20 protein-coding genes are annotated in these 23193 nt (G+C 74.4%); 10 read left to right on the top strand and 10 right to left on the bottom strand.

The window, feature by feature from the left end:
* Window positions 1-110 precede the first annotated feature (110 nt).
* Window positions 111-2285, bottom strand: a complete 2175-nt coding sequence (locus ACZ4W9_RS23455) for an MMPL family transporter (RefSeq protein WP_467938874.1) — start codon at window positions 2283-2285, stop codon at window positions 111-113.
* A 293-nt stretch (window positions 2286-2578) separates the two neighbouring features.
* Here ACZ4W9_RS23455 and ACZ4W9_RS23450 point away from each other — a divergent pair, with 293 nt between their 5' ends.
* Both ACZ4W9_RS23450 and ACZ4W9_RS23445 read left to right on the top strand, forming a co-directional pair.
* On the top strand, window positions 2579-3400 hold the full coding sequence (locus ACZ4W9_RS23450) for a DUF1684 domain-containing protein (protein WP_467938872.1): 822 nt from the start codon (window positions 2579-2581) through the stop codon (window positions 3398-3400).
* Between the two features lie 74 nt (window positions 3401-3474).
* On the top strand, window positions 3475-4290 hold the full coding sequence (locus ACZ4W9_RS23445; protein ID WP_467938870.1) for an alpha/beta fold hydrolase: 816 nt from the start codon (window positions 3475-3477) through the stop codon (window positions 4288-4290).
* Window positions 4291-4329: 39 nt separating this feature from the next.
* On the opposite strand, the gene ACZ4W9_RS23440 is transcribed toward ACZ4W9_RS23445, so the two are convergent.
* Window positions 4330-5238, bottom strand: coding sequence for an aminoglycoside phosphotransferase family protein (locus ACZ4W9_RS23440; RefSeq protein ID WP_467938868.1), 909 nt, complete (start codon window positions 5236-5238; stop codon window positions 4330-4332).
* A gap of 129 nt (window positions 5239-5367) precedes the next feature.
* Here ACZ4W9_RS23440 and ACZ4W9_RS23435 point away from each other — a divergent pair, with 129 nt between their 5' ends.
* Both ACZ4W9_RS23435 and ACZ4W9_RS23430 read left to right on the top strand, forming a co-directional pair.
* Window positions 5368-6618 carry an MFS transporter gene (locus ACZ4W9_RS23435; protein WP_467938866.1) on the top strand — a complete coding sequence of 417 codons (1251 nt, stop codon included), beginning with the start codon at window positions 5368-5370 and terminating at the stop codon, window positions 6616-6618.
* Window positions 6619-6715: 97 nt separating this feature from the next.
* Entirely contained in the window at window positions 6716-7519 is an 804-nt protein-coding gene (locus ACZ4W9_RS23430) for a DUF1206 domain-containing protein (RefSeq protein ID WP_467938864.1), read from the top strand.
* 133 nt (window positions 7520-7652) lie between these two features.
* Here ACZ4W9_RS23430 and ACZ4W9_RS23425 read toward each other — a convergent pair whose 3' ends face one another.
* Window positions 7653-8663 (bottom strand): urea transporter, encoded by a 1011-nt coding sequence (locus ACZ4W9_RS23425; RefSeq protein ID WP_467938862.1) that lies wholly within the window; start codon window positions 8661-8663, stop codon window positions 7653-7655.
* Window positions 8664-8805: 142 nt separating this feature from the next.
* On the opposite strand from ACZ4W9_RS23425, the gene ACZ4W9_RS23420 reads away from it, so the two are divergent.
* Window positions 8806-9219 (top strand): STAS domain-containing protein, encoded by a 414-nt coding sequence (locus ACZ4W9_RS23420; RefSeq protein WP_467938860.1) that lies wholly within the window; start codon window positions 8806-8808, stop codon window positions 9217-9219.
* Between the two features lie 49 nt (window positions 9220-9268).
* Here ACZ4W9_RS23420 and ACZ4W9_RS23415 read toward each other — a convergent pair whose 3' ends face one another.
* Window positions 9269-9346, bottom strand: coding sequence for a 50S ribosomal protein bL37 (locus ACZ4W9_RS23415; protein ID WP_467939010.1), 78 nt, complete (start codon window positions 9344-9346; stop codon window positions 9269-9271).
* Between the two features lie 170 nt (window positions 9347-9516).
* Between ACZ4W9_RS23415 and ACZ4W9_RS23410 the strand changes: the two genes are divergently transcribed.
* The gene (locus tag ACZ4W9_RS23410; protein WP_467938858.1) at window positions 9517-9993 is read left to right on the top strand and encodes a GreA/GreB family elongation factor; all 477 of its coding nucleotides are present in this window, start codon (window positions 9517-9519) and stop codon (window positions 9991-9993) included.
* Window positions 9994-10024: 31 nt separating this feature from the next.
* On the opposite strand, the gene ACZ4W9_RS23405 is transcribed toward ACZ4W9_RS23410, so the two are convergent.
* The 4 genes from ACZ4W9_RS23405 to ACZ4W9_RS23390 all read right to left on the bottom strand — a co-directional run bounded on the left by ACZ4W9_RS23405 (window position 10025) and on the right by ACZ4W9_RS23390 (window position 16187).
* A complete protein-coding gene (locus tag ACZ4W9_RS23405) occupies window positions 10025-12535 on the bottom strand; it encodes an ATP-dependent Clp protease ATP-binding subunit (protein WP_467938856.1) in 2511 nt (836 codons plus the stop codon).
* Window positions 12536-13167: 632 nt separating this feature from the next.
* A complete protein-coding gene (locus tag ACZ4W9_RS23400) occupies window positions 13168-13566 on the bottom strand; it encodes an NUDIX hydrolase (protein WP_467938854.1) in 399 nt (132 codons plus the stop codon).
* 108 nt (window positions 13567-13674) lie between these two features.
* Window positions 13675-14556 carry a diacylglycerol kinase family protein gene (locus ACZ4W9_RS23395; protein WP_467938852.1) on the bottom strand — a complete coding sequence of 294 codons (882 nt, stop codon included), beginning with the start codon at window positions 14554-14556 and terminating at the stop codon, window positions 13675-13677.
* Between the two features lie 38 nt (window positions 14557-14594).
* Window positions 14595-16187 carry an FAD-binding oxidoreductase gene (locus ACZ4W9_RS23390; RefSeq protein WP_467938850.1) on the bottom strand — a complete coding sequence of 531 codons (1593 nt, stop codon included), beginning with the start codon at window positions 16185-16187 and terminating at the stop codon, window positions 14595-14597.
* A 259-nt stretch (window positions 16188-16446) separates the two neighbouring features.
* Between ACZ4W9_RS23390 and ACZ4W9_RS23385 the strand changes: the two genes are divergently transcribed.
* A complete protein-coding gene (locus ACZ4W9_RS23385) occupies window positions 16447-17046 on the top strand; it encodes a TetR/AcrR family transcriptional regulator (RefSeq protein ID WP_467938848.1) in 600 nt (199 codons plus the stop codon).
* Window positions 17043-18617 (top strand): glycerol-3-phosphate dehydrogenase/oxidase, encoded by a 1575-nt coding sequence (locus ACZ4W9_RS23380; protein WP_467938847.1) that lies wholly within the window; start codon window positions 17043-17045, stop codon window positions 18615-18617. Before ACZ4W9_RS23385 ends, ACZ4W9_RS23380 begins: the two co-directional genes overlap by 4 nt.
* A gap of 33 nt (window positions 18618-18650) precedes the next feature.
* On the opposite strand, the gene ACZ4W9_RS23375 is transcribed toward ACZ4W9_RS23380, so the two are convergent.
* Together ACZ4W9_RS23375 and ACZ4W9_RS23370 are read right to left on the bottom strand one after the other, a co-directional pair.
* Window positions 18651-20102: a WGR domain-containing protein gene (locus ACZ4W9_RS23375; RefSeq protein ID WP_467938845.1), complete on the bottom strand. Its 1452-nt coding sequence runs from the start codon at window positions 20100-20102 to the stop codon at window positions 18651-18653.
* Window positions 20103-20229: 127 nt separating this feature from the next.
* Window positions 20230-20874 (bottom strand): TetR family transcriptional regulator, encoded by a 645-nt coding sequence (locus ACZ4W9_RS23370; protein WP_467938843.1) that lies wholly within the window; start codon window positions 20872-20874, stop codon window positions 20230-20232.
* A 160-nt stretch (window positions 20875-21034) separates the two neighbouring features.
* Between ACZ4W9_RS23370 and ACZ4W9_RS23365 the strand changes: the two genes are divergently transcribed.
* Together ACZ4W9_RS23365 and ACZ4W9_RS23360 are read left to right on the top strand one after the other, a co-directional pair.
* The gene (locus ACZ4W9_RS23365) at window positions 21035-21820 is read left to right on the top strand and encodes an SDR family NAD(P)-dependent oxidoreductase (protein ID WP_467938841.1); all 786 of its coding nucleotides are present in this window, start codon (window positions 21035-21037) and stop codon (window positions 21818-21820) included.
* A gap of 574 nt (window positions 21821-22394) precedes the next feature.
* Window positions 22395-23192: an SAM-dependent methyltransferase gene (locus ACZ4W9_RS23360; protein ID WP_467938839.1), complete on the top strand. Its 798-nt coding sequence runs from the start codon at window positions 22395-22397 to the stop codon at window positions 23190-23192.
* Window position 23193: the final 1 nt, after the last annotated feature.

Below are 23193 nucleotides of genomic sequence, written 5' to 3'. Positions count from 1 at the left end.
TCAGAAGGGGGGGTGAACACCGCAGGGAACACCCCCCCCCCCCCCCAACAAACCCCCCCCCCCCCCCCCCCCCCCCCCCCCCCAGGACTCGTCGGTGGATCCGGCTGCCGCTAGCCGCGGCGCCCGGCCGGATCGTGGGCGATGGGGTCCCGGTCCTCGTCGCGCCGGACCGCACCGGAACCGGTGCCCGGCGTCCTGGCCCGGTCACCGTGGCCCGGCCACCAGGCGGCGTGGCCGATCAGGGCCGTCAGGCTCGGGGTGAAGAACATCGCCATGACGAACGCGGCCACCACGATGCCGAAGGAGACCGCGAAGCCCATCTCCGACAGCAGCGAGTTGCCCGCCAGCATCATCGTGGCGAAGGTCGCCGCCAGGATGAAGCCCGCCGCGGCCACGGTCGGCCCGGCGTGCCGGAGCGCCATGCCGGCCGCCTCGCGCGGCTCGCGGCCCTCGCGGGCCTCCTCACGCAGCCGGGCGATCATGAGGATGTTGTAGTCGGTGCCGATCGCGACCACGAAGAGGTACATGATCACCGGCAGCATGAACATCAGACCCGAGTGGCCCTGCCAGTCCTGGAAGATCCACACGGTGGCGCCGAGGGTGGCACCGAAGCCGAGGCCGACCGAGGCGATCAGGTACCACGGGGCGACCACGCTGCGCAGCAGCAGCCCCAGAATGATCATGATGAGGAGGGCGGCTACCGGGAAGACCGTGCGGTAGTCGTGGTTGACCGCCGCGTCGATGTCCTTGTAGATCGAGGACATGCCGCCGACGTACGCCTCGGTGCCGTCGGGCGCCGCCGAGTGCGCGACGTCGCGGACCCGGCCCACGGCGTCGATCGCCTTGTCCGTCGACGCCTCGTACTTCAGCGTGACGGTGAAGTCGGCGGTGGTGCCCTCCTTGTTGAGCTGGGTCATGCGAGCGCTGGCGACGCCGTCCACCTCGCCCAGCTTCCGGGCGTACTCCTTGAAGCGGGACCCGTCCAGCTGCTTGCCGTCGGTGCTGGACAGGTAGACGTCGGTGGGCGCCGCCGCGCCCGCCGAGTACGCCTGCTGCATCCGGTCCTGGACGACCATGGACTCCTTGGTCTCGGGCATGGAGCCCGACGCCAGGTCGAAGGTGGCCTTGAAGCCGAAGGTGCCGGCCGACAGGACGAGCAGGATGAGCCCGGAGACGACGGCGGTCAGCGCCGGGCGGCGCTGGACGCCCCGGCCGAGGGCGGCGAAGCGGGCGTTCTGCGGCTCCTTCTGCCAGGACTTCGACGGCCAGAAGACCTTCGGCCCGATCAGCGAGACCACGGCCGGGATCAGGGTCAGGCCCGCGATCAGGGTGGCGCCGACCGCGATGGCGAGCGCCGGGCCCATCTGCTTGAGGAAGCCCAGCGTGGACAGCACCAGGGCGAGGAAGGCGATGATGACCGCTCCGGCCGCCGAGGCGATGGCCTCGCCGACCCGGTCCACCGCGTTGATCATGGCCTGTTTGGGTTCGTCCCCGGCGCGCAGGCTCTCGCGGTAACGGAAGATCAGGAAGAGGAAGTAGTCGGTGCCGACGCCGAAGAGGACGACGATGAGGATCGACGAGATCGAGCTGTTGGCCTGGAGACCGAACAGCTTGGTGGCGTAGGCGATCAGGCCGTTGGCGACGGCGGACACCAGGCCGATCAGCACCAGGGGCAGTACCGCGAGGATCGGCGCCCGGAAGATGATCAGCAGGGTCACCAGGATGATGACGAAGGTGCCGATACCGATGAGTGCCTCGCCTCGCTTGGACGAGTCCTGCTGGTCGAGCGCCTGTGCCGCGGAGCCGCCGAGCTTGACGTCGAGGTGCGTGCCCTTGGCCAGTTTCCTGGCCTCCTCACGCAACTCCTTCGCCGCGTCCGCCTGTTTGGGCTGACCGGCGTTCTTGCTGTCCATCTGTACCAGGGTCAGGGTGTACTTGCCGTCCTTCGACGGCTGGCCGGGGACGACCTTCTGGACCTGGTCGATGTGCTTCTCGCCCAGCTCGGTGGTGATCCGGGCGACGTCCTTCTGGTCGGCGGCGGTGAGCTTGCCGCCGTCGGTGCGCTGGTAGAGCGCGATCGCGGACGGCGTGAAGGCGCTGGGGAACGCCTTCTGCTGGAGGTCCGCCGCTTTGATGGACTCGTAACTCTTGGGTAGGAAACTGCTCTCGTCACTGTTCGAGGGCAGGCTCGGGGCGGTGGCCACTATCGCCACCGCGGCGATCAGCCACGCCACGATCGTCCAAATGGGATGACGGACGACGGCGTTGCCTATTCGTCGGAACATGCGGAGGGTCCTCCTGGGAAGGAAGATCACCGCAGCCCGGGGAGCGGTCCCTGGCATCGGCGACCCCGACCGGCACGCGTGGAACGGGCCGGTCGCATGGTTGTCTTGACGTCACATCCTAGTGACCACGCCCCCACGCTCCCGCACCGGACGCTCCGGGCCCGGCGGGGCGGTCGGATCCCCGGGTTTGTGTCGCCGACGTTTCCATATCGGCGGCCGGGATGATCGGCCGGGGCGCGGTCGTTGACGCGGGCGCCGGACTCGACCGGCGGCACCGGACTGAGGGAGTGGGCATGACCGTCCAGGACATCGACCGGCCGGCCTTCGTCAGGGAGTGGGAGGAATGGCACCGGGTCAAGGAGGAGACGCTGGCGGGACCGCACGGCTTCCTCGCCATCACCGGCCTGCACTGGCTGGGCCCCGAACCGGCCCGCTTCGCCGACGCTCCCGGGGCCTGGTCGGCCACCGGGGACGGTGTGGTGGTCGAACTCGGCGAGGGCGAGGAGCTGGTGGTGGACGGCGCGGTGGTGCGCGGCCGGCACTCCTTCGGGCTCGTCCCCGAGCGGGAGAGCCGGTACGCCGACTGGGGCGAGGCCCGGCTCGAGGTCGCCCGGCGCGGCGGCCACGACATCCTGCGGCCCCGCCACCCGGACAACGCGCTGCGCACGTCCTTCCGTCACACACCCGCCTACGCCCCGGATCCGCGCTGGGTCGTCCCCGGCCGTTTCCTGCCCTACGACCAGCCCCGGCCGGTCACCGTGGGCGCCGCCGTGGAGGGGCTGGAGCACGTCTACGGCTCCCCCGGCCAGGTCGAGTTCGAGCTGGCCGGCGCGCGGCACCGGCTCACCGCGTTCGACGGCCGCGGTCCCGGCGGGCTCATGGTGCTGTTCACGGACGCCACCTCGGGCGTGACGACGTACGCGGCGAACCGCTCGCTGTACATCGACGCGCCCGGCCCCGACGGCACGGTCACGCTCGACTTCAACCGCGCCGGGAACCTGCCGTGCGCCTACACCGACCTGGCCACCTGCCCGTTGCCGCCCGCCGGGAACCGGCTGTCGGTGGCGGTGGAGGCCGGCGAGCGGATCCCGCTGGAGCGCGGCGGACGCCCGTGAGCCGGGTGCACGCCCGTGGACGGGCCGTGCGCCGCGCCCGGGAGTGACGAACGACGGTACACGGGAGGCCGGTTGTGGAGTGGTCGCGGCGGGTGGTCGTCCGGGACGGAGTCCGGCTGGTCTGCCGTGACGGGGGCGGGGGCCCGGGTCCGGCGGTCGTGCTGCTGCACGGCCTGGCGGGCCACGTCGGTGAATGGGACGCCCTGGCAAAGAGGCTGTCGGGGCGTCACCGGGTGGTCGCGATCGACCAGCGCGGGCACGGCGCGAGCGAGCGGCGCCCCGGCGACGTCTCGCGCGCGGCCTTCGTCGCGGACGTGGTGGCGGTCGCCGAGCGGCTGGGGCTGGACCGGCCCGTGCTGGTCGGGCAGTCGCTCGGCGGTCACACGGCGCTGCTGACCGCCGCCGCCCACCCCGCGCTGGTCCGCGGGCTCGTCCTCGTGGAGGCCGCGCCCCGCGATCCCGATCCCCGGGCTCCTCGGGCGATCGGCGCGTGGCTGGACTCGTGGCCGGTGCCCTTCCCCTCCCGGGCGGCGGCGGCCTCCTTTTTCGGCGGCGGCCCGGCGGGCGAGGGCTGGGCGGCCGGCCTGGAGCGCCACGAGGACGGCTGGCGCCCCCGCTTCGACCGTGACGTGATGCTCGCCGTGCTGACGGAGACCGCCCGGTGTTCCTCCCTGCCCGCGTGGCGGCGGGTCGGCTGCCCCGCCCTGGCCGTCTTCGCCCGGTCGGGTCTGGTCCCGGCACCGGTCGTCGACGCGATGCTGGCACAGCGCCCGGCGACCCTGGCCGTGAGCGTCCCCGGCACCGGCCACGACCTCCACATGGAACGCCCGGAGGTCCTGCACGGCCTGCTGGAGGCATTCCTCGCGGATCTCGGCGCCCCGTCCCCTTAGGCGGTGAGCCCGTACGTCGTTTTGCCGGACCGGGGAGGCTCAGCGCGCGGCGGCGTCGGCGAGGATCGCTCGCAGTCGTGCCCGGCATTCGGCCACGAAGGCGGGGAAGGTGTGCCAGTAGAAGGAGATCCCGCTCGCGCCCACCGCGATCGCCCACGCCCGGGCGCGGGTCCAAGTCGCGTCGTCGAGGTTCATGGCGTCCCAGTAGGCCCGTCGTGCCTGGGGCGGCAGGTCCCAGAGCGTGGCGTGCTCCGCGTCGGGCCGGCCGACCGAGAGCGCCCCGAAGTCGATCACCGCGTGGAGCCTGCCCTCCCGGGCCAGGAGGTTGGTCGGTTTGAGGTCGCCGTGGAGCCACACATGAGGTGCGGAGGACTCGGGCAGTGCGAGCGCGGCTCGCCACAGCTCTGCCAGGGCGTCGATGTCGAGTTCGGATCCCACGGTGGCCCGGCAGTCGTCGAGACATCTGCCGACCCACTGGTCGCACGGCTCCAGACCGCCTCCGCGGTACCAGCTGAGGTCGCCCGTGCGGGTCGCTCCCATGAGGTCGACGCGGTGGAGCTCCCTCACGAACGCCGCCAGGTCGGCTCCGAAGGCGGCCCAGTCCCGCACGCTGTCCGGGCCGGCCTCGTCACCGTCGATCCAGCGGTGGACCGACCAGACCTGCGGGAAGGCGCCGGTGGGCGTCCCGGCGTGGACGGGTTCGGGGATCGGACGGGGAAGGAGGGGCGCCAGGCGGGGAAGCCATCGCTGTTCCTTCCGCAGGGCCCGTCCGTTGCCGGCGGTTCGCGGGAGGCGCACCAGCAGGTCGTCGCCCAGCCGGTACATGGTGTTGTCCGTGCCCGCGCCCGCCGGCGACAAGGGCAGGGCGGCCCACTCCGGGCGCTGTTCCGCCAGCAGCGATCGCACCAGTGCCTCGTCGACCGGGATCTCGTTCTCGTGAAGCGTCACGGCGGGAGTCTCATCGGTCGAGGAATGGGAAGCCAGCGATTATCCGGTGGCCCGGCACGGCGTCGGGGCCGTCCCGGCGGCGGATGAATTCGGTTGCGGCGGGGCCGGTGGGCCGGGTGGGGTGGCGCCATGGACGGTGCCACGCGACTCGCGCGACGGGCCGGGACGGCGGGGGCACGCGGGGTCACGGCCCGGACGGCGCTGTGGCGCAGGGCGGCCGTGCTCGCGGCCCTGATGCTGGCCGCCTTCACCCTCAACACCGTGGAGAGCCTGCCGGTCGGCCTGCTGGAGCCGGTCGCCCGGAGCCTGCGGGTGTCCCTGCCGGCGGCCGGCCTGCTCGTCACCGGTTACGGCCTGACGGTGGCCGTGGCTTCCGTGCCGCTCGCCCGTGTCCTGCGGGCGGTGCCCCGGCGCCATGTGCTCGCCGGGCTGCTGGCCGCGCTGGTCGTCTCCGGCATCGTCTCGGCGCTGGCCCCCTCCTATGGGGTCCTCCTCGCGGCGCGGCTGCCGGCCGCCCTCGCCCAGGCACTGTTCTGGGCCGTGGCGGGACCGGTCGCGGCGGGTCTGTTCGCGCCCGGGGTGCGCGGTCGGGTGGTCGGGGCGCTGTCCGTGGCCGGTTCTCTCGCCCTGGTGCTCGGCGTGCCGGCCGCGACCTGGCTGGGCCGGCACAGCGGCTGGCGGCTGCCGTTCGCCCTGCCGGCCGCGCTGGGCCTGGTCTGTCTCATGACGGTCGCCGCCCTGTTGCCGGAATCGCGCCCGGAGGAGGAGCCCGCCGCCTACGCGGCCGGTCCCGACGCCCGCCGGTTCGCCACCGTGCTCGCGGCGGGGGCCCTCTCCGCCACCGGCGCGTTCGCGGGATACACCTATCTCGTGGTGTTCCTGGAGCGCGTGAGCGGGTTCACGCCGGGCGCGGTCGGCACGCTGCTCTCGGTCTTCGGTGCCGCGTGCCTGGCCGGGGTGAGCGTGACCGCCGTCCTGCTGGACCGCTTCCCGCACGCGGCGTTGACCGCCGCCGTGGCCGTACAGGCCGTGGGCATGCTCGGCCTGTACGCGGCCGGTGACCGGCCCGGGGCGGCGGTGGTGTTCCTGGTGCTGACGGGCGGGGCGCTCGGGCCGGTGTTCATGGCCGCCCAGAACGTGATGCTGCATTGCGCCCCGGGCCGTACGGACCTGGCGCTCGCGGCGAATTCCGGCTGCTACAACGCCGGGATCGCGGCGGGCGCCGCGCTCGGGGCGCTGGTCCTGCCGCACGCCGGGCCGCGGGGCGTCCTCCTCACCGGCGGGCTGCTGACCGCCGGGGCCTGCGTGGTGTCGCTCGGCGGTCACCCGCGGCGCCGGCGACGGCGCCCCGCCGGCCGTACCCGCGCCGCACCGCGGTGAACGGCCCGGCCCGGGCAGGTGTCGGCCCGGGCCGCGGGGGCATCGGCGGTGTATGGACGTACTGCGCTCTTCGGCCCGGGCAGCGGACAGCAGACCCATGGCCATGGCGGCCCGGGCCGGTTTCGCGGCGCGTGGCCTCATCTACGTACTGGTGGCGGTGCTCGCCCTGCGGATCGCCCTGGGCGGTGGCGGCGGCGAGCGCCAGGCCGACCGGGGCGGCGCGCTCGGCGAGCTGGCCGCGCGGCCGTTCGGGTCGGCATTGCTGTGGATCGTGGGCGTCGCGCTCGCCGGAATGGCCCTGTGGCGGCTCTCGGAGGCCGTGTTCGGCGCGTCGGGCCCCGACGGGTCCAAGCTCTCCCGGCGGGCGGCGGCCCTGTTCCGATTCCTCTTCTACTGTTTCGTCTCCTACTCGGTGCTCGCCTACGCGGCCGGCAGCCGGGGCAGCGGCAGCGGCTCGTCCGACCGGCACACCGACGACGTCACCGCCCGGGTGCTTCAGTGGCCCGCCGGCCAGTGGCTCCTCGGCCTCGCCGGGGCGGGCGTGGTGGTGGCCGGGCTGTGGATCGCGGTGCGGGCCGTGCGGCGCAAGTTCCTCAAGCACCTGCGGGCCGAGGCCCTGTCCGGGCGGGCCCGGCCGGTGGTCGAGACCCTGGGGGTGACCGGCGGTACGGCCCGTGGCGTCGTCTTCGCGGCGGCCGGGGTGTTCGCCCTCGTCGCGGCCGTACGGCATCAGCCGGGCCAGGCGAAGGGCATGGACGACACCCTGCGCGCGTTCCGGGACCTGCCGGCCGGACCGTGGCTGCTCGCCCTGGTCGCGCTCGGCCTGGCCGCCTTCGGCCTCTTCTCCTGGTGCAACGCCCGCTGGCGCAAGGTCCGGCCCGGCGGCGGACCGGTCGGCTGAGCGCGTCGGTCTTCGACGACTGACTCGCGGCAGCCGTGGAGGGCGCCCCTCTTCCAGGGGCTCTCGTGGGCGTCGACGGCGGCGGTCCCGGCGTCGGCGGCCGGTCACCGAACCTCTCCGGACGACGAGCCTCCTAGGCAGTGCGCGCCGTGGTGCCGGACCGGTGCGGGCGCGGCTCCTCCGGGGCGGGGCGCCGGGCGGTGAGCCGGGGGAAGGAACGGGCCGCGGCCAGGAAGCCGAGCGTCGTCAGCACGAACGGCCAGGTGAGGGCCCGGCCCCCGGAGGGGGCGAGCAGCTGGGCGACGGCCGGGGTCACGGCGGTCGCCGTCGCGGCGCCGAGCAGCGCGTACAGCAGGGTGGCCGGCGTCACGGCGAGGAACACCCCGCACAGGGCCATGGCGACGAGTACCGCGTTGTAGCCCATGGTGCCGTCGGCGAGGGCGGTATCCGGTGCGCCGAGCGCCCAGGCGGTCAGGATGCCCGTGGCACTGCCGGCGCAGGCCAGCAGGGCCACGGCCCGGCCGGCCAGGAACAGCCCCGCGAGGAGCAGCGCTCCCGCGTACCACTCGTCCAGGAAGAAGACCTGGGAGATGTTGCGGAAGAAGGCCCGCCACAGGTCGTCCGGGCCGGGTGCGGCCGGTCCGGTGGCCGGGCGAGGCGGCGCGGCGAGGCCGGTGTCATGCGGCCGGATCCGCCGGCAGGCGGGCGCGGCGACCGTGACCGCGCTCGCCAGCAGGCAGTACGGCAGGGTCAGCGGCGGCAGCCGCCACACCCGCAGCAGCCGGACCACGGCGGCGGTGGCGACCGCGGTGACCGCGCAGGCCGCGGCGGCGAGCAGCGCGGTGGACAGCCGGCCCGCGCCGAGGAACACCGCGCACCACAGGGCGACGAGGCAGGAGTTGAAGCCCTCCAGCCCCTGCTCCACCCGGTCGCGGGCGACGTGCAGCAGCCCTGCCGTGCCGGTGCCCAGGGCGGCGCCGCCGAGGGCGTAGGCGCCGTAGCGCCAGTCGGCCGTGGCCAGGGCGAGGCAGAAGACGGCCCCGGTCCGCGCGTCGGCCTGGAACATCACCTGCGCCGGGCCGCGCAGCAGCCGCCGCCCGGGGCCCCCGGCCCGCCGCCACCACCGGTCCCCGTACGCCCGCACGTTCCGCCCCCTCACCGATGCCCCCCGACATTCCGCAGTACGGTACACATCTTCCGTCATGCGGTACACGGCTGTCGAGATGCGCCAGAGCGCCGATCGGTCGGCATCTTCCGTGCGATCCGGGGCAGCCGATGGGTGAGGAATGCGCTGGGCAAGGATCAGGGCGAGCGGAGACGAGGAACACGTGGTGGACACGGCGGCGATGAACGAACAGGCGGGGCCGGAGCGGCTGTCCGTCATCCGGTCCACCATCGACGGCGTCACCGTCGTCACGGTGATCGGCGAGATCGACCATCACACCTCGGGGGTGCTGAGAGACGCCCTCACCTCCGCGGATCCCGTGCCCGGGGAGCGCACGGTCGCCGATCTGAGCGGGGTGCCGTTCATGGACTCCAGCGGCATCAACGTCCTCATCGCCGGCCACCAGGCCCATCAACCGCCGGGCTGGCTACGGCTGGCGGGCGTGCGCAATCCCGTCCTGCGCACCCTGGAGATCGTCGGCCTCACCCCGCTGATCGCCTGCTACCCGAGCATCCGGGACGCCCTGGAGGCCTGAGGGCCCGCCGCGGGCGCCCGCAGCCCCCCGGCGGACCGGAGCACGGGCGTCAGGACTGCGGGCGCTTCCCGTGGTTGGCCGGGTGACTGCGGCGCGACTTCTTCTTCCGGCGTCGCTTCGAAGACATCGGTACCTCCCTGTGTGCCTTTCCGTGGACCGGAATGAGCCCATATACAAGGACATAAGCACACTATCCCGGTGCCATCCGTCGTACACCCTGAGCGCAACTGTTCCCCCTATGATGCGAAATGCCGGACCCTTCCCTCCGGTTACCCGCCCCGCGAAGGAGCAGACACCGTGACCGGTGAACCGGAGCCGATCAGCACCCAGGCCCGCCGCGCGCTGGAACAGGAACTGGCCGACCTGCGGGACGAGCGCCGGCTGGTGGCCGGAACGCTCCGGGAGTCCTCCGCGCCGGCCGGCGACCAGGCGGACCAGGCCGACGAGTTGCGGCGCGCCGACCAGCTGGGGCGCCTGGACCGGCGGATCGAGGACATCACCGAGCGGCTGCGCGAGGCGGAGGCCGCCGGCCCCGCGCCGACCGACGTGGTCGGTGTGGGCAGCACGGTCACCGTCCGCTTCCCCGACGGTGAGACGGAGACGGTCCGGATCGCCGAACTCGCCGAGGCGCTGGACCAGACGCTGGTCACCGCCGACAGCCCGCTCGGCCGCGCCCTGCTCGGCCGCCGGCCCGGCGACACCGTGCGCTACGACACTCCGGACGGGCCGGCGACGGCGGTCCTGGTGTCCATCGGTGAGCCTCCGGCCGCGTGATCCGCGAGAGGCCGTGTCCGTGCCTGCCCCGTCACGGGGCCGGTGCGGGTGCGGCGTCGGTGTTCCGGCGCACCGAGCAGTGCAGCGAGTCGTCCCGCACGTCCGCGACGATGGTGTCCCCGGGGTCGGCCTCGCCGCCGAGCAGGAGGGTGGCGATGCGGTTGTCGAGTTCGGCCTGGATGGTGCGGCGCAGCGGGCGGGCGCCGAACTCCGGCTGGTGGCCGTGGGCGATGAGCAGCTTCTTGGCGTTCCCGGTGACCTCCAGGTCCATGCCCTGGGCGCGCACCTTGTGCCTGCTCTGGTCGAGCAGATGGTCCAGGATCCGCCCCAGGTCGTCCTCGGTCAGGCCGTGGAAGACGATGATGTCGTCGATCCGGTTGAGGAACTCCGGCAGGAACCGGCCGCGCAGGTCCTCCATCAACGCGCCCTTGAGGTCGGACACATCGCCCTTGTGGTCGAGGATGCGGTGCGCGCCGATGTTGGACGTCATGATGACGACGCAGTGCCGGAAGTCGACGGTGCGGCCCTGGGCGTCGGTCAGCCGGCCGTCGTCCAGGATCTGCAGCAGGGTGTTGAAGATGTCGGGGTGGGCCTTCTCCACCTCGTCGAAGAGCACCACGCTGTAGGGCTGGCGGCGGACCTTCTCGGTGAGCTGGCCCGCCTCCTCGTAGCCGACGTATCCGGGCGGCGCGCCGACCAGCCGGGCCACGGTGTGCTTCTCCTGGAACTCGCTCATGTCGAAGCGGATCATGCGGTCCTCGCTGCCGAACAGCAGGGCGGCGAGGGTCTTGGCGAGTTCGGTCTTGCCGACACCGGTCGGGCCGAGGAAGAGGAACGATCCCACGGGACGGTTGGGGTCGCCCATGCCGGCGCGGCTGCGGCGTACGGCCTGGGAGACGGCGGTGACCGCCTCGTCCTGGCCGACGATGCGCGCGTGCATCTCCTCCTCGAGACGCAGCAGTTTCTCCTTCTCGCCGGCGGTGAGCTGGGAGACCGGGATGCCGGTGCGGCGGGAGACGACGTCGGCGATGTCGGAGGCCGTGACGGAGACGACGCCCTCGCGGCGCTCCTCGATACCGGCGAGTTCGCCCTCCACCTCGGCGATCTGCCGCTTCAGCTCCGACGCCTTCTCGAAGTCCTCGGCGGACACGGCCTGGTCGAGTTCCCGCCGCAGCCTGGCGATGCGGTCCTCGCGGCTGACGATCTCGGTGGAGCGTCCGCTGCCGCGCAACCGCACCCGGGCACCGGCCTGGTCCATCACGTCGATGGCCTTGTCGGGCAGGAAGCGGTCGCTGACGTACCGGTCGGACAGTTCGGCCGCGGCGGCCAACGCGCCGTCGCCGAAACGGACCTGGTGGTGTGCCTCGTAGGAGTCGCGCAGCCCTTCCAGGATCTGCACCGTCTCCTCGACGGTGGGTTCCGGGACCAGCACCGGCTGGAAGCGGCGTTCCAGGGCGGCGTCCTTCTCGATGTACCTGCGGTACTCGTCGATGGTCGTGGCGCCCACGACGTGCAGTTCCCCGCGCGCGAGGGCGGGCTTGAGCATGTTGCCCGCGTCCATGGCACCCTCGCCGGTGGCACCGGCGCCGACGACCGTGTGCAGTTCGTCGATGAACAGGATGATGTCGCCGCCGGCCGCCTGGACGTCCTCGATGACCTTCTTCAGCCGTTCCTCGAACTGGCCCCGGTACTGGGCGCCCGCCACCATTCCCGACAGGTCCAGGGCGACGACCCGCTTCCCCTTCAGCGTGCCGGGGACCTCGTCGGCCACGATGCGCTGGGCGAGTCCCTCCACGATCGCGGTCTTGCCGACTCCGGGTTCGCCGATCAGCACGGGGTTGTTCTTGGAGCGCCGCGAGAGGATCTCCACGGTCTGCTCGATCTCGTCGGCCCGCCCGACGACCGGGTCGAGCTTGCCGGCCCTGGCCTCCTCGGTCAGGTCGCGGCCGAACTCGTCCAGGGTGGTGGCGGGCCGGCCGCGCTCGGCCTGGGCGGCCTCGGGGCGCGGTGCCGTCTGTTCGGTGAGGCCGGCCAGGCGCCCCGCGTCCAGGCCCTCGGCCCGCAGCATCCGGGCGGCGCCGGTGTCGTCGTCGCCGATCAGGGCGCCGAGGATGTGCTCGGGGCCGATGTAGGAGACACCGGCGGCCTGCGACCGGGCGTAGGCGGCGCGCAGCGTGCGCTTGGCCGCCGGGGTCAGTCCCGGTTGAGCGGAGGGCGCGCCGGACTCGCGGGGCAGCACCTTGGCCAGCTCGGCGGCGAGCGCGTCGGGCTCCACGCCCGCCTGGGAGAGCAGCCGGCGCGACGGGTCGACCCGGGTGGCCGCCCACAGCAGGTGCTCGGTGTCCAGGTCGGGGGTGCCGTCGGCGGCGGCCCGCTGCGCGGCCAGATTGAGCAGCGCCTGCGACGACTCGGTCAGCAGCCGTCCGACGGGGACGCGCTGCACCGCTGGGGGCGAGGACGCCGGCGACATACCGAAGAATCGATTCAGCAGCTCGCTGAAGGGGTCCGACGAACCGAACGGTGCACCGAACGACATCGACATGACGGCTCCTGGCGCGCGTGGGGGATCGGCCATCCGCGGCGGGATACCCGCGAGCGGCGTCCGCGAGGGGTGTCCGCGCTGTCGGCAACGCGAGGGACCCACGAGGGGTCCCTACCTCACTGAAACCCCCGCCGGACGGCACCGCAAGCGGAGGGAGGGGGCGGGACCGGGCGGACGGGCGCGACGGCCGGGGCGCCACGTGACCGGCCGTGCCGGCGGGGGCACCGCGCCGTTGCCGACGGACCGGGGTGGTCGCGGGCAACGCGCACACCAAGGTCATCGTGCGGGCCGGGCGGCCGTGACCACCGGCGGTCACGGGAGGCTGCAGCGCCCTGAGTGGTCGGACCGTCTCAGGGCTCACTCCGACCGCCCAGGCCGCTCCGCCCGCCGCGACCGTCGGCAGCCCGGCCGTCCGGCTGTCCCGGTGGGTCGCGGCCGTTTCGGGCCGTCCGGCCGTCATGCCCGGCGGCCGGCCTTCGGGGAACGTCCCGGCGGTGTGAAGCACCGCGGTGGGCTGTCCGTCCAGGCTGCTCTGCCCCGCGGAGCCGCTCGGGGCCCTGGCCCGTGACCACCGCCGGCGGCGTTCGCGACCGTGCCGGCCACCGGACGGCGACGGTCCGGCGGGGCGGGGGTCAGGAGGGCCGGGGAGGGTGGTTCAGACGGGGGGCGTGGCCCTCGAGGTAGCGGCGTACGGAGGGTGGCAGACGGGCGTCGGTGGACTCCCCTGTCGGTGCCCAGCGCAGGTGGTCCGGGGTGAGGCGGCCGCCGTCGGACGGTGACTCGGTCAGCAGGCGGCACAGGACGGCCGTCCCGCCGTCGGCGTCGGCGTCGGCTGGTTCCAGCGGCTCGGTGCCGTCGACCAGGTAACCGGTGATCTCGTAGACGACCCGCGCGGCGGTGGCCTGGGGTGTCTCGGCCGGTTGCGGGGCACCCGAGGGCAGCCCCCAGCCCTCCGCCTCCGGGACCAGCAGCACCCGCCCGTCGTACACGACGACCGCCCACACCACGCCCTCGGCCCGCTCCTCGGTCATGCGGCCATCTCCCCTCCCCAGGCATCCTTCGCCTACCCGGTGTCCGGGCGGGTGATGCGCCCCAAGTCGAAAACGAGTATGGCCAGTTGCCGGGCCACGGGGCCGGCGTCAGTAGAGGACCGGCAGGTCGGCGGGGCGGACGCGCAGGGTGACCGGCAGGGTGGCCTCCACCTCGCCGTCGGCGCCGTAGGGCACGGGCCGGCCGGCCTCGACGCGCAGCTCCCGGCCGCGCAGCACGCGCACTTCGGGGCGGCGGACGTGGGCGCCGGTCCGCAGCTCGTTCATGAGGGTGAAGAACAGCCGGCGCGGGGCCTCGCGGATCAGCACGATGTCGAGCAGGCCGTCGTCCACCCGCGCGCCGGGGGCGATGAGCCGGCCGGAGCCGTAATAGGGGGAGTTGGCGGCCACGACGGTGTAGCCGCGGTGGAGGTGCTCCGCTCCGTCGACGGTGACCCGGTAGTCGGCCGGCCGCCAGGAGGTGACCGCGCGCAGCCCGCCCGCGTAGTAGGAGGCCGCGCCGCGCAGCAGCCGGGAGTTGTTGGCGTGCCGGTTGGCCTCCGCGTCCACGCCGGCGTACACGCTGCCCAGGACGACCGTGCGCGGGTGGACGGCCGACTCCACCTCGATGGTGTCGACGGGCCGGGGCTCGGCGTGCAGCAGGATGTCCGCCAGCGCCCCGGGGTCGGCCGGCAGGTCCAGCGCGCGGGCGAAGTCGTTGCCGCGTCCGGCGGGGACAAGGCCGAGGACCGTGCCGGTGCCGCTGAGCGCGCCGCTCATGCCGCCGGCGATGCCGTCGCCGCCCACGGCCAGCACGATCCGGCCGCGCTCGCCGGCCGTGCGGGCGATGTCCCGGGCGTGGGCGAGGCTGTGGCTGTACTCCGTCTCCAGCCCGGCCCCGGCTTCGCGCAGCAGCCGGGCCAGGCGGAGCAGGGCCGCCGCCCGGGTGGAGCCGCCCGCGGTGGGGTTGACGACGGCGGTGAACTGGCGCATCGGTGGGCCTCCGAGGCAGGCGGTCGGATCGGACGGGGTCAGTCGGTGGGCAGCAGGACGCCGGGGTTGAGCAGGCCGTCCGGGTCCAGGCGGCGCTTGACGGCGCGCAGGGCCGAGACGCCGAGCGGGCCGGCCTCGCGGACGTACCAGTCGCGGTGGTCGGTGCCGATCCCGTGGTGGTGGGAGATGGTGCCGCCGGCCGCGAGGACGGCTTCGCCCGCCGCGTGCTTGGCGGGCGCCCAGTGGGCCACCGGGTCCTCGCCCTGGGCGCTGACGACGGTGAAGTACAGCGAGGCGCCGTTCTCGTACACGTGGGAGATGTGGCACATCACCAGGGGCGGGGTGCCGGCCCGGGTGAGGGTGTCGGTCAGGGCGGTGCGGACGGCCGTGTACAGCTCGGGGACGCGGGACCAGAACGCGGCGGTCTCCAGCGTCTCGGCGAAGGCGCCGACATCGAGGAGGGCGTCGCGGAGATAGGGCGCGGAGTAGCGGCCGCGCGCCCAGCGTTCGCCGGGTTCGGCGCCGATCGGGGTGCCGCCGCAGGCCGTCAGGACCTCCGCCGCCCGCGCCCGGCGGTACGCGGTGTCCTCAGCCGTGCCCTCGTAGCCGGTGATCGCCAGGCATCCGGCGCCGCCCTGCTCCGGGCCGGCGCCGATGGCGTCGGGCTGGGCGAGTCCGATGAGCGTCTCGGTCTCGTCGGACAGGCGCAGCACGGTCGGCCAGGGCCCGTCCTGGGCGAGCCGGCGCAGCGCGGCGGTGCCCTCCTCGAAGGAGCCGAAGCGCCAGCCCTCGTACACCCGGCCCTCGGGCAGCGGGCGGATCCGTACGGTGACGGAGGTGATGACGCCGAAGGCGCCCTCGGAGCCGAGGATCAGCTGACGCAGGTCGGGCCCGGCGGCGGAGCGCGGGGCGCGGCCGGTGTCGAGGGTGCCCTCGGGGGTGGCGAGGGTGAGGGCGAGCACCATCTCGTCGAAGCGGCCGTAGCCGGCGGACGCCTGGCCGCTGGAGCGGGCGGCGGCGAACCCGCCGATGGTGGCCCACTCGAAGGACTGCGGGAAGTGGCCGAGGGTGTAGCCCCGGTCGTTGAGCCGCCGTTCGGCCTCGGGGGCGCGCAGGCCGGGCTGGAGGACGGCGGTGCGCGAGACCGGGTCGAGGTCGAGCAGGCCGTCCATGCGGCGCAGGTCGAGGGCGACGAACGCACTGCGCTGCGGGGCGAGTCCGCCGACGACGGAGGTGCCGCCGCCGAAGGGGACGATGGCCAGGCCGTGCGCGGCGCAGGCACGGAGCACGGCGAGGACCTCGTCGTGGCTCGCGGGCAGGACGACGGCCTGGGGCACGTCGGCGAGGTCGCCGGCGCGGATGCGCAGCAGGTCGGGGGTGGACTTGCCGCGGGTGTGCCGGATGCGGCTCTCGGGGTCCGTGCGGACGTGCTCCTCGCCTTTGACTGCCTCGGCGAGCGCCCGCAGGGCGGCGGGGCGGGCCGTGACGGCGGGCGGGCGGATGTCCGCCAGGCCGAGGGCGTGGGGCGTGCGCGGCTTGACACCGAGCAGGTCGCGCAGCAGCCCGGTAACCGTGTCGGGCAGCGGTGCCGCCTTGGCCGGGTCGCCCCAGCCGTTCCACAGCATGTCCATTGAACGGTCGTCCTCACAGGGTCGGCGGGCTGGTCTTCGTGCGGCTCGGCACGGTGGCCGGCGAGCCGGTCGTACGGAGCGCGGCGGTGGCTGACCGGCGGGCCGGTCGTACGGGATCGGAGGGGTGGTCGGCTGGCTGGCCGTACCGCTCGGCGCGGTGGCCCGGGGGGGCTGGTCGGTCGTCGGTCCGCAGGGGCCGGATGGTGTCCGCGGAGCCGGAGCCCTTCCGTCCCGCCCTCGGGGCGTTACACTGTGACACATGACGCCTATTCGTCACAACGGTGCGGACAGCGATTCCGTCCTCGACGCGGCACGCGACTGTGTGCTGGCCGTCGGCGTGCGGCGCACCACGCTCGCCGACGTCGCCCGCCGCGCCGGTGTCTCCCGGATGACGCTCTACCGGCGCTGGCCGGACCTGCGGACCCTGGTGGGCGATCTGATGACCCGTGAGTGGATCGACGTGGCCACCCGGGCGATGCCGGCGCCCGTGCCCGGTGTCGGCACCCGCACCCGGATCGTGGACGGGCTGGTGGCCGGGGTCGAGGCATTCCGGGCGCATCCCCTGTTCCGCAAGATCGTCGACGTCGATCCGGAGCTGCTGCTGCCCTATGTGCTCGACCGGCGCGGCGCGAGCCAGGAGGCGCTGCTCGCGCTGCTGGGCGACGCGTTGCGCGAGGGCCGGGCGGACGGCTCCGTGCGGCCCGGCCACGTCGAACGGCAGGCACGCGCCCTGCTGTTGACCGTGCAGTCCTTCACCCTGTCCCTGCGCACGATGACCGACGAGGACGATCCGGAGCTGGACTCCACCGCGTTCCTCGGTGAACTGCGCGCCCTTCTGGAGAGGACCCTGACGCCATGAGCCATACCGAGGCCGCGCCCGGCTCGTCCCTGAGCGCCCACCGGCGGGTCCGGGAACTGGCCGAGGCCGCGGACGGCCGGGTGGCCGACGTCCTGGTGGTCGGGCTCGGCGCGACGGGCGCCGGGGCGGCGCTGGACGCGGCGGCCCGCGGGCTGGACGTCGTCGCGGTGGACGCCCAGGACCTCGCCTTCGGCACCTCCCGCTGGAGTTCGAAGCTGATCCACGGCGGGCTGCGCTATCTGGCGTCGGCGCAGTTCGACGTGGCCCACGAGAGCGCGGTGGAGCGGGGGGTGCTGATGACCCGTACGGCGCCGCACCTGGTGGCCGCCCAGCCGTTCGTGCTGCCGCTGACCCCGCTGGTGTCCCGGGCCCAGGCCGCGCTGGCGTGGGCCGGGTTCCGGGCCGGGGACACGCTGCGGCTGGCCGCCCGCACACCCCGGCGGGTGCTGCCCGCGCCGCGCCGGCTGCCGGCGGTTGAGGCCCGCCGTCTGGCGCCCTCGGTGCGCGCGGCCGGGCTGCGCGGCGGGCTGCTGTCCTGGGACGGCCGGGTGACCGACGACGCCCGGCTGGTGACCGCCCTCGCCCGGACCGCCGCCGCGCACGGCGCCCGGGTGCTGACCCGGGTGCGGGCGCTGGAGCTGACCGGGACGGGCGCCCGGATCCGGGACGAACTCACCGGCGAGGAGGGCGAGATCAGGGCGCACGCCGTGATCAACGCGGCCGGGGTGTGGGCGGGTGCCCTCGCCGAGGGGATCCGGATCCGTCCCTCGCGCGGCACCCATCTGGTGCTGCGCTCGGAGCGGCTCGGCGCGCTGCCGGCCGGACTGCACATCCCGGTCCCCGGGGAGACCAACCGCTTCGTGCTGGTGCTGCCCCAGGGGGACGGCCGGGTCTACGTCGGCCTGACCGACGAGCCGGTGGACGGGGGGATCCCGGACGTGCCCGAGGTGCCCGAGAGCGACATCGGCTTCCTGCTGGACGTGCTCGGCTCCGTCCTGGACGCCCCGGTGGCCCGGCGGGAGGTGGTCGGCGCCTTCGCCGGGCTGCGCCCGCTGCTGGACACCTCCGCCGGGGACGGTGACCCGGCCCGCACCGCCGACGTCTCCCGCCGGCACGCGGTGCTCACCTCGCCCGACGGTGTCACCACCGTGGTCGGCGGCAAGCTCACCACCTACCGGCGGATGGCACAGGACGCCGTGGACGCCGCCGTCGCGGCCAGGGGCCTGCGCGCCGCCCCCTCCCCCACCGCAGCCCTGCCCCTGACCGGTGCCGCCGCCCCCGGACGGCTGCGGGCGCTGCCCGCGCCGCGCCGCCTGGTCCACCGCTACGGCACCGAGGCCGTGGCCGTCCACGCCCTCGCCGCGGAGGACCCCGCCCTGGCCGGGCCCGTGCTCCCCGGCCATCCCGTCACCCGCGCCGAGCTGCTGTGGGCGCTCCGTCACGAGGGCGCCCTGGACGCCTCCGACCTGCTGGACCGCCGCACCCGGATCGGTCTGGTCCCCGAGGACCGCGCCGGGGCGCTGCCCGTCGTACGGGAGATGCTGGAGCGGGCGGCGGCCCCGCGCCCCTGACCGAGGCCGCCGGCCCGCCCCGCCGCCGACGGCTCACAGGAGGCGGTGGATGTCGCCGCGGACTCGGTAGAAACCGCCCGCCGACGGGTGCAGGGCGTCCACGACGTAGCGGGCGCCGGGCCGGCGTATCGCGCGCGGGAACTGGACGTTCCAGGACGGGTCGTAACCGTCGGAGACCACGTGGACCCGGACCCGGCCGCCCTCCTGCACGCATTCGACCACGATCGCCCCGGCGGGCGCCCGGTCGACCGTGGAGACCGCGGACACGGCCGTGGCCAGAGCGTAGGTCGGCGTGGCGGCGGCGAGTTTGACGTCCCGCACCACCGGCACCGTGCCCTGCTGGGCCGCCGCGACGGCCGCCTCGCTCGCGTCGACGCACACCAGGGAGCCGTCGGTGGTGACCAGGTACAGCCGTTCGTCGTGGTACTGCATCGACAGCGCGGAGCCGCCGCCCGTGCCGAGCTTCCACAGCCGTGTTCCGTCCTGGTCGAAGCAGTAGACGGAGGAGGCCGCGTCGCCGGCGAAGACGAACCGGCCGCCGGGTGAGGTGGCGCACGAGTACACCGCGCCGTCGCAGGCGTACGTCGCCTCGATCGCGCCGGTGGCCTTCGACAGCCGCTGGACCACGCGGTGCGCGGTGCCCGCGTAGACCGCGTCCCGCTCCTGCCAGCCGAAGAGCACACCGCCCTTGGTCGGGGTGTGCCACAGCTCCCGGCCGCCGTCGGGCGCGTACGCGGTGACGCCCCGGTGGTGGCCGTGGTAGACGGCCCGGTCGTCGGCGCGGACCATCCAGGCGTGCTCGCCCTGGCTGCGGCGGGACCACTGGTGTTCGTCCTCGTGGTCGATGACGGTGAGACCGCCGGAGCGGTCCGAGACATCGAGGACGCCCTCGTGGATGTCCAGCCAGAAGATGTCGACGTCGGCGGCGATGTCGTAGGCGGCGAAGGGCGGTTTGGAGGACAGGTCGTACACCGTGCCGTCGTCGCAGCCGGCGTAGATCCAGAAGTCGTCGGCGACCAGGCACTTCACTCCGTCCGGCAGGCTGAAGCGGGCCAGCACGGCGCCCTCGTGGTCCAGGGTGTAGACGTCACCGGCCTGGTTGCCCACCCAGCAGCGGTCGTCGTCGACATGGATGCCGAACGCGGCGGAGCCGGTGCGGAACCGCCACAGCACCGGTGCCACGGCCCGCGCCGTGGACGGCGCCGAGCTGATCTGACGGCGGGTCAGCGGGCGCGGGGCGCGCTGTCCCCGGACGGCCGGCGCGTATCCCTTGCGGGCCTTCTCGGCGAGCTTCCTCGCGGCGGCGGCCCGCGCCTTCTCCTCGGTCGAGAACGTGGTCGTCTGCGTCTGCCCGGCGGCGCCGATCCTGCCGTAGCGCACCGTCACCACCCGGCCGTCGACGCTCACCTCGTAGAACTTGTGCGCTCCGCCGTCCTCCTGCGACAGCTCCAGATACGTCGTCGACACCGCGGACCCCGTGGACATGGCACACCCCTCCCCAGAAGGACCCGCGGCCGTTCCGGCGGGTCCCCGACTGCTGTTCACCGTAGGGGCACCCACTGACAACGGCCCCCGGACGGGACGGGGCGCGGACGGCCGGCCGCCGGGCGTCCTACCGGTCACCGACCGGCGGCAACCCCTCTGTCCCGCCGAGGAGTTGGCGCAGGCACCGGAGCGCGAGCGCGGCCGGTGAGCCCTCTCCGGTGACGCCCGCCTCCGTGCCGGCCCAGGTCTCCAGCGCGATGCGGATCGCGTCCGTGGCCGCCGCCGCCACCAGGCGCACCCCCAGGGCGTCCGGGCATCCGTCCGCCAGCCGGGCGACGACCGGGACGAGCCGTTCCTCCGACTCCTGGTTCACCCGGTACCACACCGCGCGCAGCGCGGGATCGTCCGCTGCGGCCCGCAGCAGTCCCCGGGTCCGCTCCAGCGCCGCGGCGGCCTCCTCGTCCGGTGCCGCCAGCGACCGCTTCACCGCCGTCTCCAGCGCCCGGAACAGGCCGGTCCCCGGTTCGGCCGCCTCCAGCAGCGCCCGCCACCGGTCGGCTCCGGCCGCGAGCAGGGGGCTCACCGCGTCCTGCTTGGAGCGGAAGTAGCGGTAGAAGGTGCGCAGCGCGACACCCGCGTGCCGGGCGATCTCCTCGGCGGTGGTCGCGTGCGGTCCCTGCGCGGCGAACAGCTCCGCCGCCGCGTGCGCGATGTCGAGCTGGGTCGCGGCCTTGCGCCGTTCGGTGAGGGAGGGGGGCGGCTTCGTGCTCATCCCAGAAGACTACGGCCCGGCCGACCCGGAAGGCATGAATTGACGAAATGGCAAAACGTGCCACCAAGGCGTAACGTGAAGGACATCGGGGCGCCGGACGGCAAGAGAACCGGCGTCGCACAGGGCCCGCCGCACCCCGGCGGGCCGGGCAGGAGAACACATGAACCGCTACGAAGGCCGCCGCGTGCTGATCACCGGGGGCGGCTCCGGCATCGGCCAGGCCACCGTGCTGCGCGTCCTCGCCGAGGGCGGCAGCGTGGTCGCCGCGGACGTGAGCGAGCGGGGACTGCGGGACACCGCGCAGAAGGCCGCCGACTGCGCGGACCGGCTCACCACCCTCGTCGTCGACGTCGCCGACGAGGCCTCCGTACGCTCCGGGGTCGCCGCCGCGACGGACACGCTCGGCGGGCTGGACGTGCTGGTCAACGCCGCCGGGATCCTGCGTTCCTCGCACTCGCACCAGACGAGCCTCAAGGAGTTCACCGGCGTCCTCCAGGTGAACCTCGTCGGCACGTTCCTCGTGATCCGCGAGGCGCTCCCGGCCCTGCTGGCGGGCCGGGACGCGGCGGTCGTCAACTTCAGCTCGACCTCGGCCGCCTTCGCGCACCCCTATATGGCGGCGTACGCGGCGAGCAAGGGCGGCATCCAGTCGATGACGCACGCGCTGGCCGCCGAGTACGCGGGCCGGGGCGTCCGCTTCACCGCCGTCCAGCCCGGTTCCATCTCCAGCGGGATGACCGACGGCAGCGGCGCCAGCGGGCGGAGCAGCGGGCCGGGGCTGCCCGCCGACGCCGACATGAGCCTGTTCGCGAAGCTCTCCCCCGCCCTCGGCCAGGGGTTCGCCGGGCCGGAGACGGTGGCGTCCGTCGTCGCGATGCTCGGCTCGCGGGACGGCGCGTTCATCACCGGGACCGAGATCCGCGTCGACGGCGGCACGCATTTCTGAGCAACGGCACCGGCCGGGCGCCGGGCCGGGACGGGCGCGGCGACCCAGGCGGGAGGACACACTCCCGGCGGGGACGCGGGTCCTCGGCCAGGGGAGGTCACGGTAACGCGGGCGCCCTTGCCGCCCACCCCTTTCTTCTCTCGCCCCGCGTACGGCGAAGGACGAGGGGCAAAGGGCGAAGGGGTATGGCGGCCCGGCGGCCGACGGAGCGGGGAACGGCCCGAGCGCATGGATTCACCGTTCCCCGCCCCTGCCGGGCGGCCCGCCGTCGCCTGGGCGGCCGAGGCGGCGTGCCGGTCCGTGGGGACGGCCGGCGGACGTGTCCGCGCCGTCGGCCCCGCTCCGACTCTCCGTCCCCGGCGGCACGCCTGCCACCTGGCGGAGCCGGCCGGGTGAGACCCCCGGGCGGCCCGCGCCGGCACCTCCGGCCGGTGGCCGGAAGGCGGCTCCCCCGGGCCGCCCGGCCCGCCCGACGGCCTGCGGGAACTCCCGTGACGACCCCGGAAGTTGGTATGGGAGGCTGGGCCCGGCCGCCGCGGACCGAGGCCGGGCCGGCCGGTGAGAGGAGCACAGCGTGACAGAGAACGGCTACGAGGCCGTCACCATCGACACCAGCAGACCGCACCCCGCGCGGATCTACGACTATCTGCTGGGCGGCAAGGACAACTACGAGGTGGACCAGCAGGCGGGCGACGCGCTCGTCGCCGCGGCCCCCGAGGCCCGCATCGGCGTCCGGGCGAACCGCGCCTTCCTGGAGCGCGCCGTCCGGTACGTGGTGGGCAGCGGGGTCCGGCAGATCCTGGACATCGGCACCGGGCTGCCCACCTCGCCGAACGTGCACGAGGTCGCCCAGTCGGCGGCGCCCGACGTGCGCGTGGCCTACGTCGACAACGACCCGATCGTCGCCGCGCACGGCAACGCCCTGCTCAGCCGGTCCGGCACGACCCGCATCGTCCTCGGGGACCTGCGCGATCCGCGCGCCGTCCTGGACCACCCCGACGTCCGCCAGCTGATCGACTTCGATCAGCCGGTCGCGCTGCTCCTCGTGGCGATCCTGCACTTCCTCGCCGACACGGACCGGCCCGCCGAGATCGTGGCCACGCTGCGCGACGCGCTGCCCGCCGGCAGCTTCCTGGTGCTCTCCCACGCCACGGGCGACTTCGCCGACCGCTCCGCCGCCCAGGACGTGTACACCAACGCGACCGCGTCCCTGCACCTGCGCCGCCGGGCCGAGGTGGAGCGGTTCTTCGACGGTTTCGAGCTGGTCGAACCGGGCCTCGCCCAGGTGCCGTTCTGGCGCCCGGACGCGCCGCCGCCGCCCCGCTCCGAGGAGATCGGCTTCTACGGCGCGGTGGCCCGCAAGACCACCTGAC

Source organism: Streptomyces sp. NPDC029296, from assembly GCF_055569255.1.
This window is presented reverse-complemented; position numbering and strand designations above follow the sequence as displayed.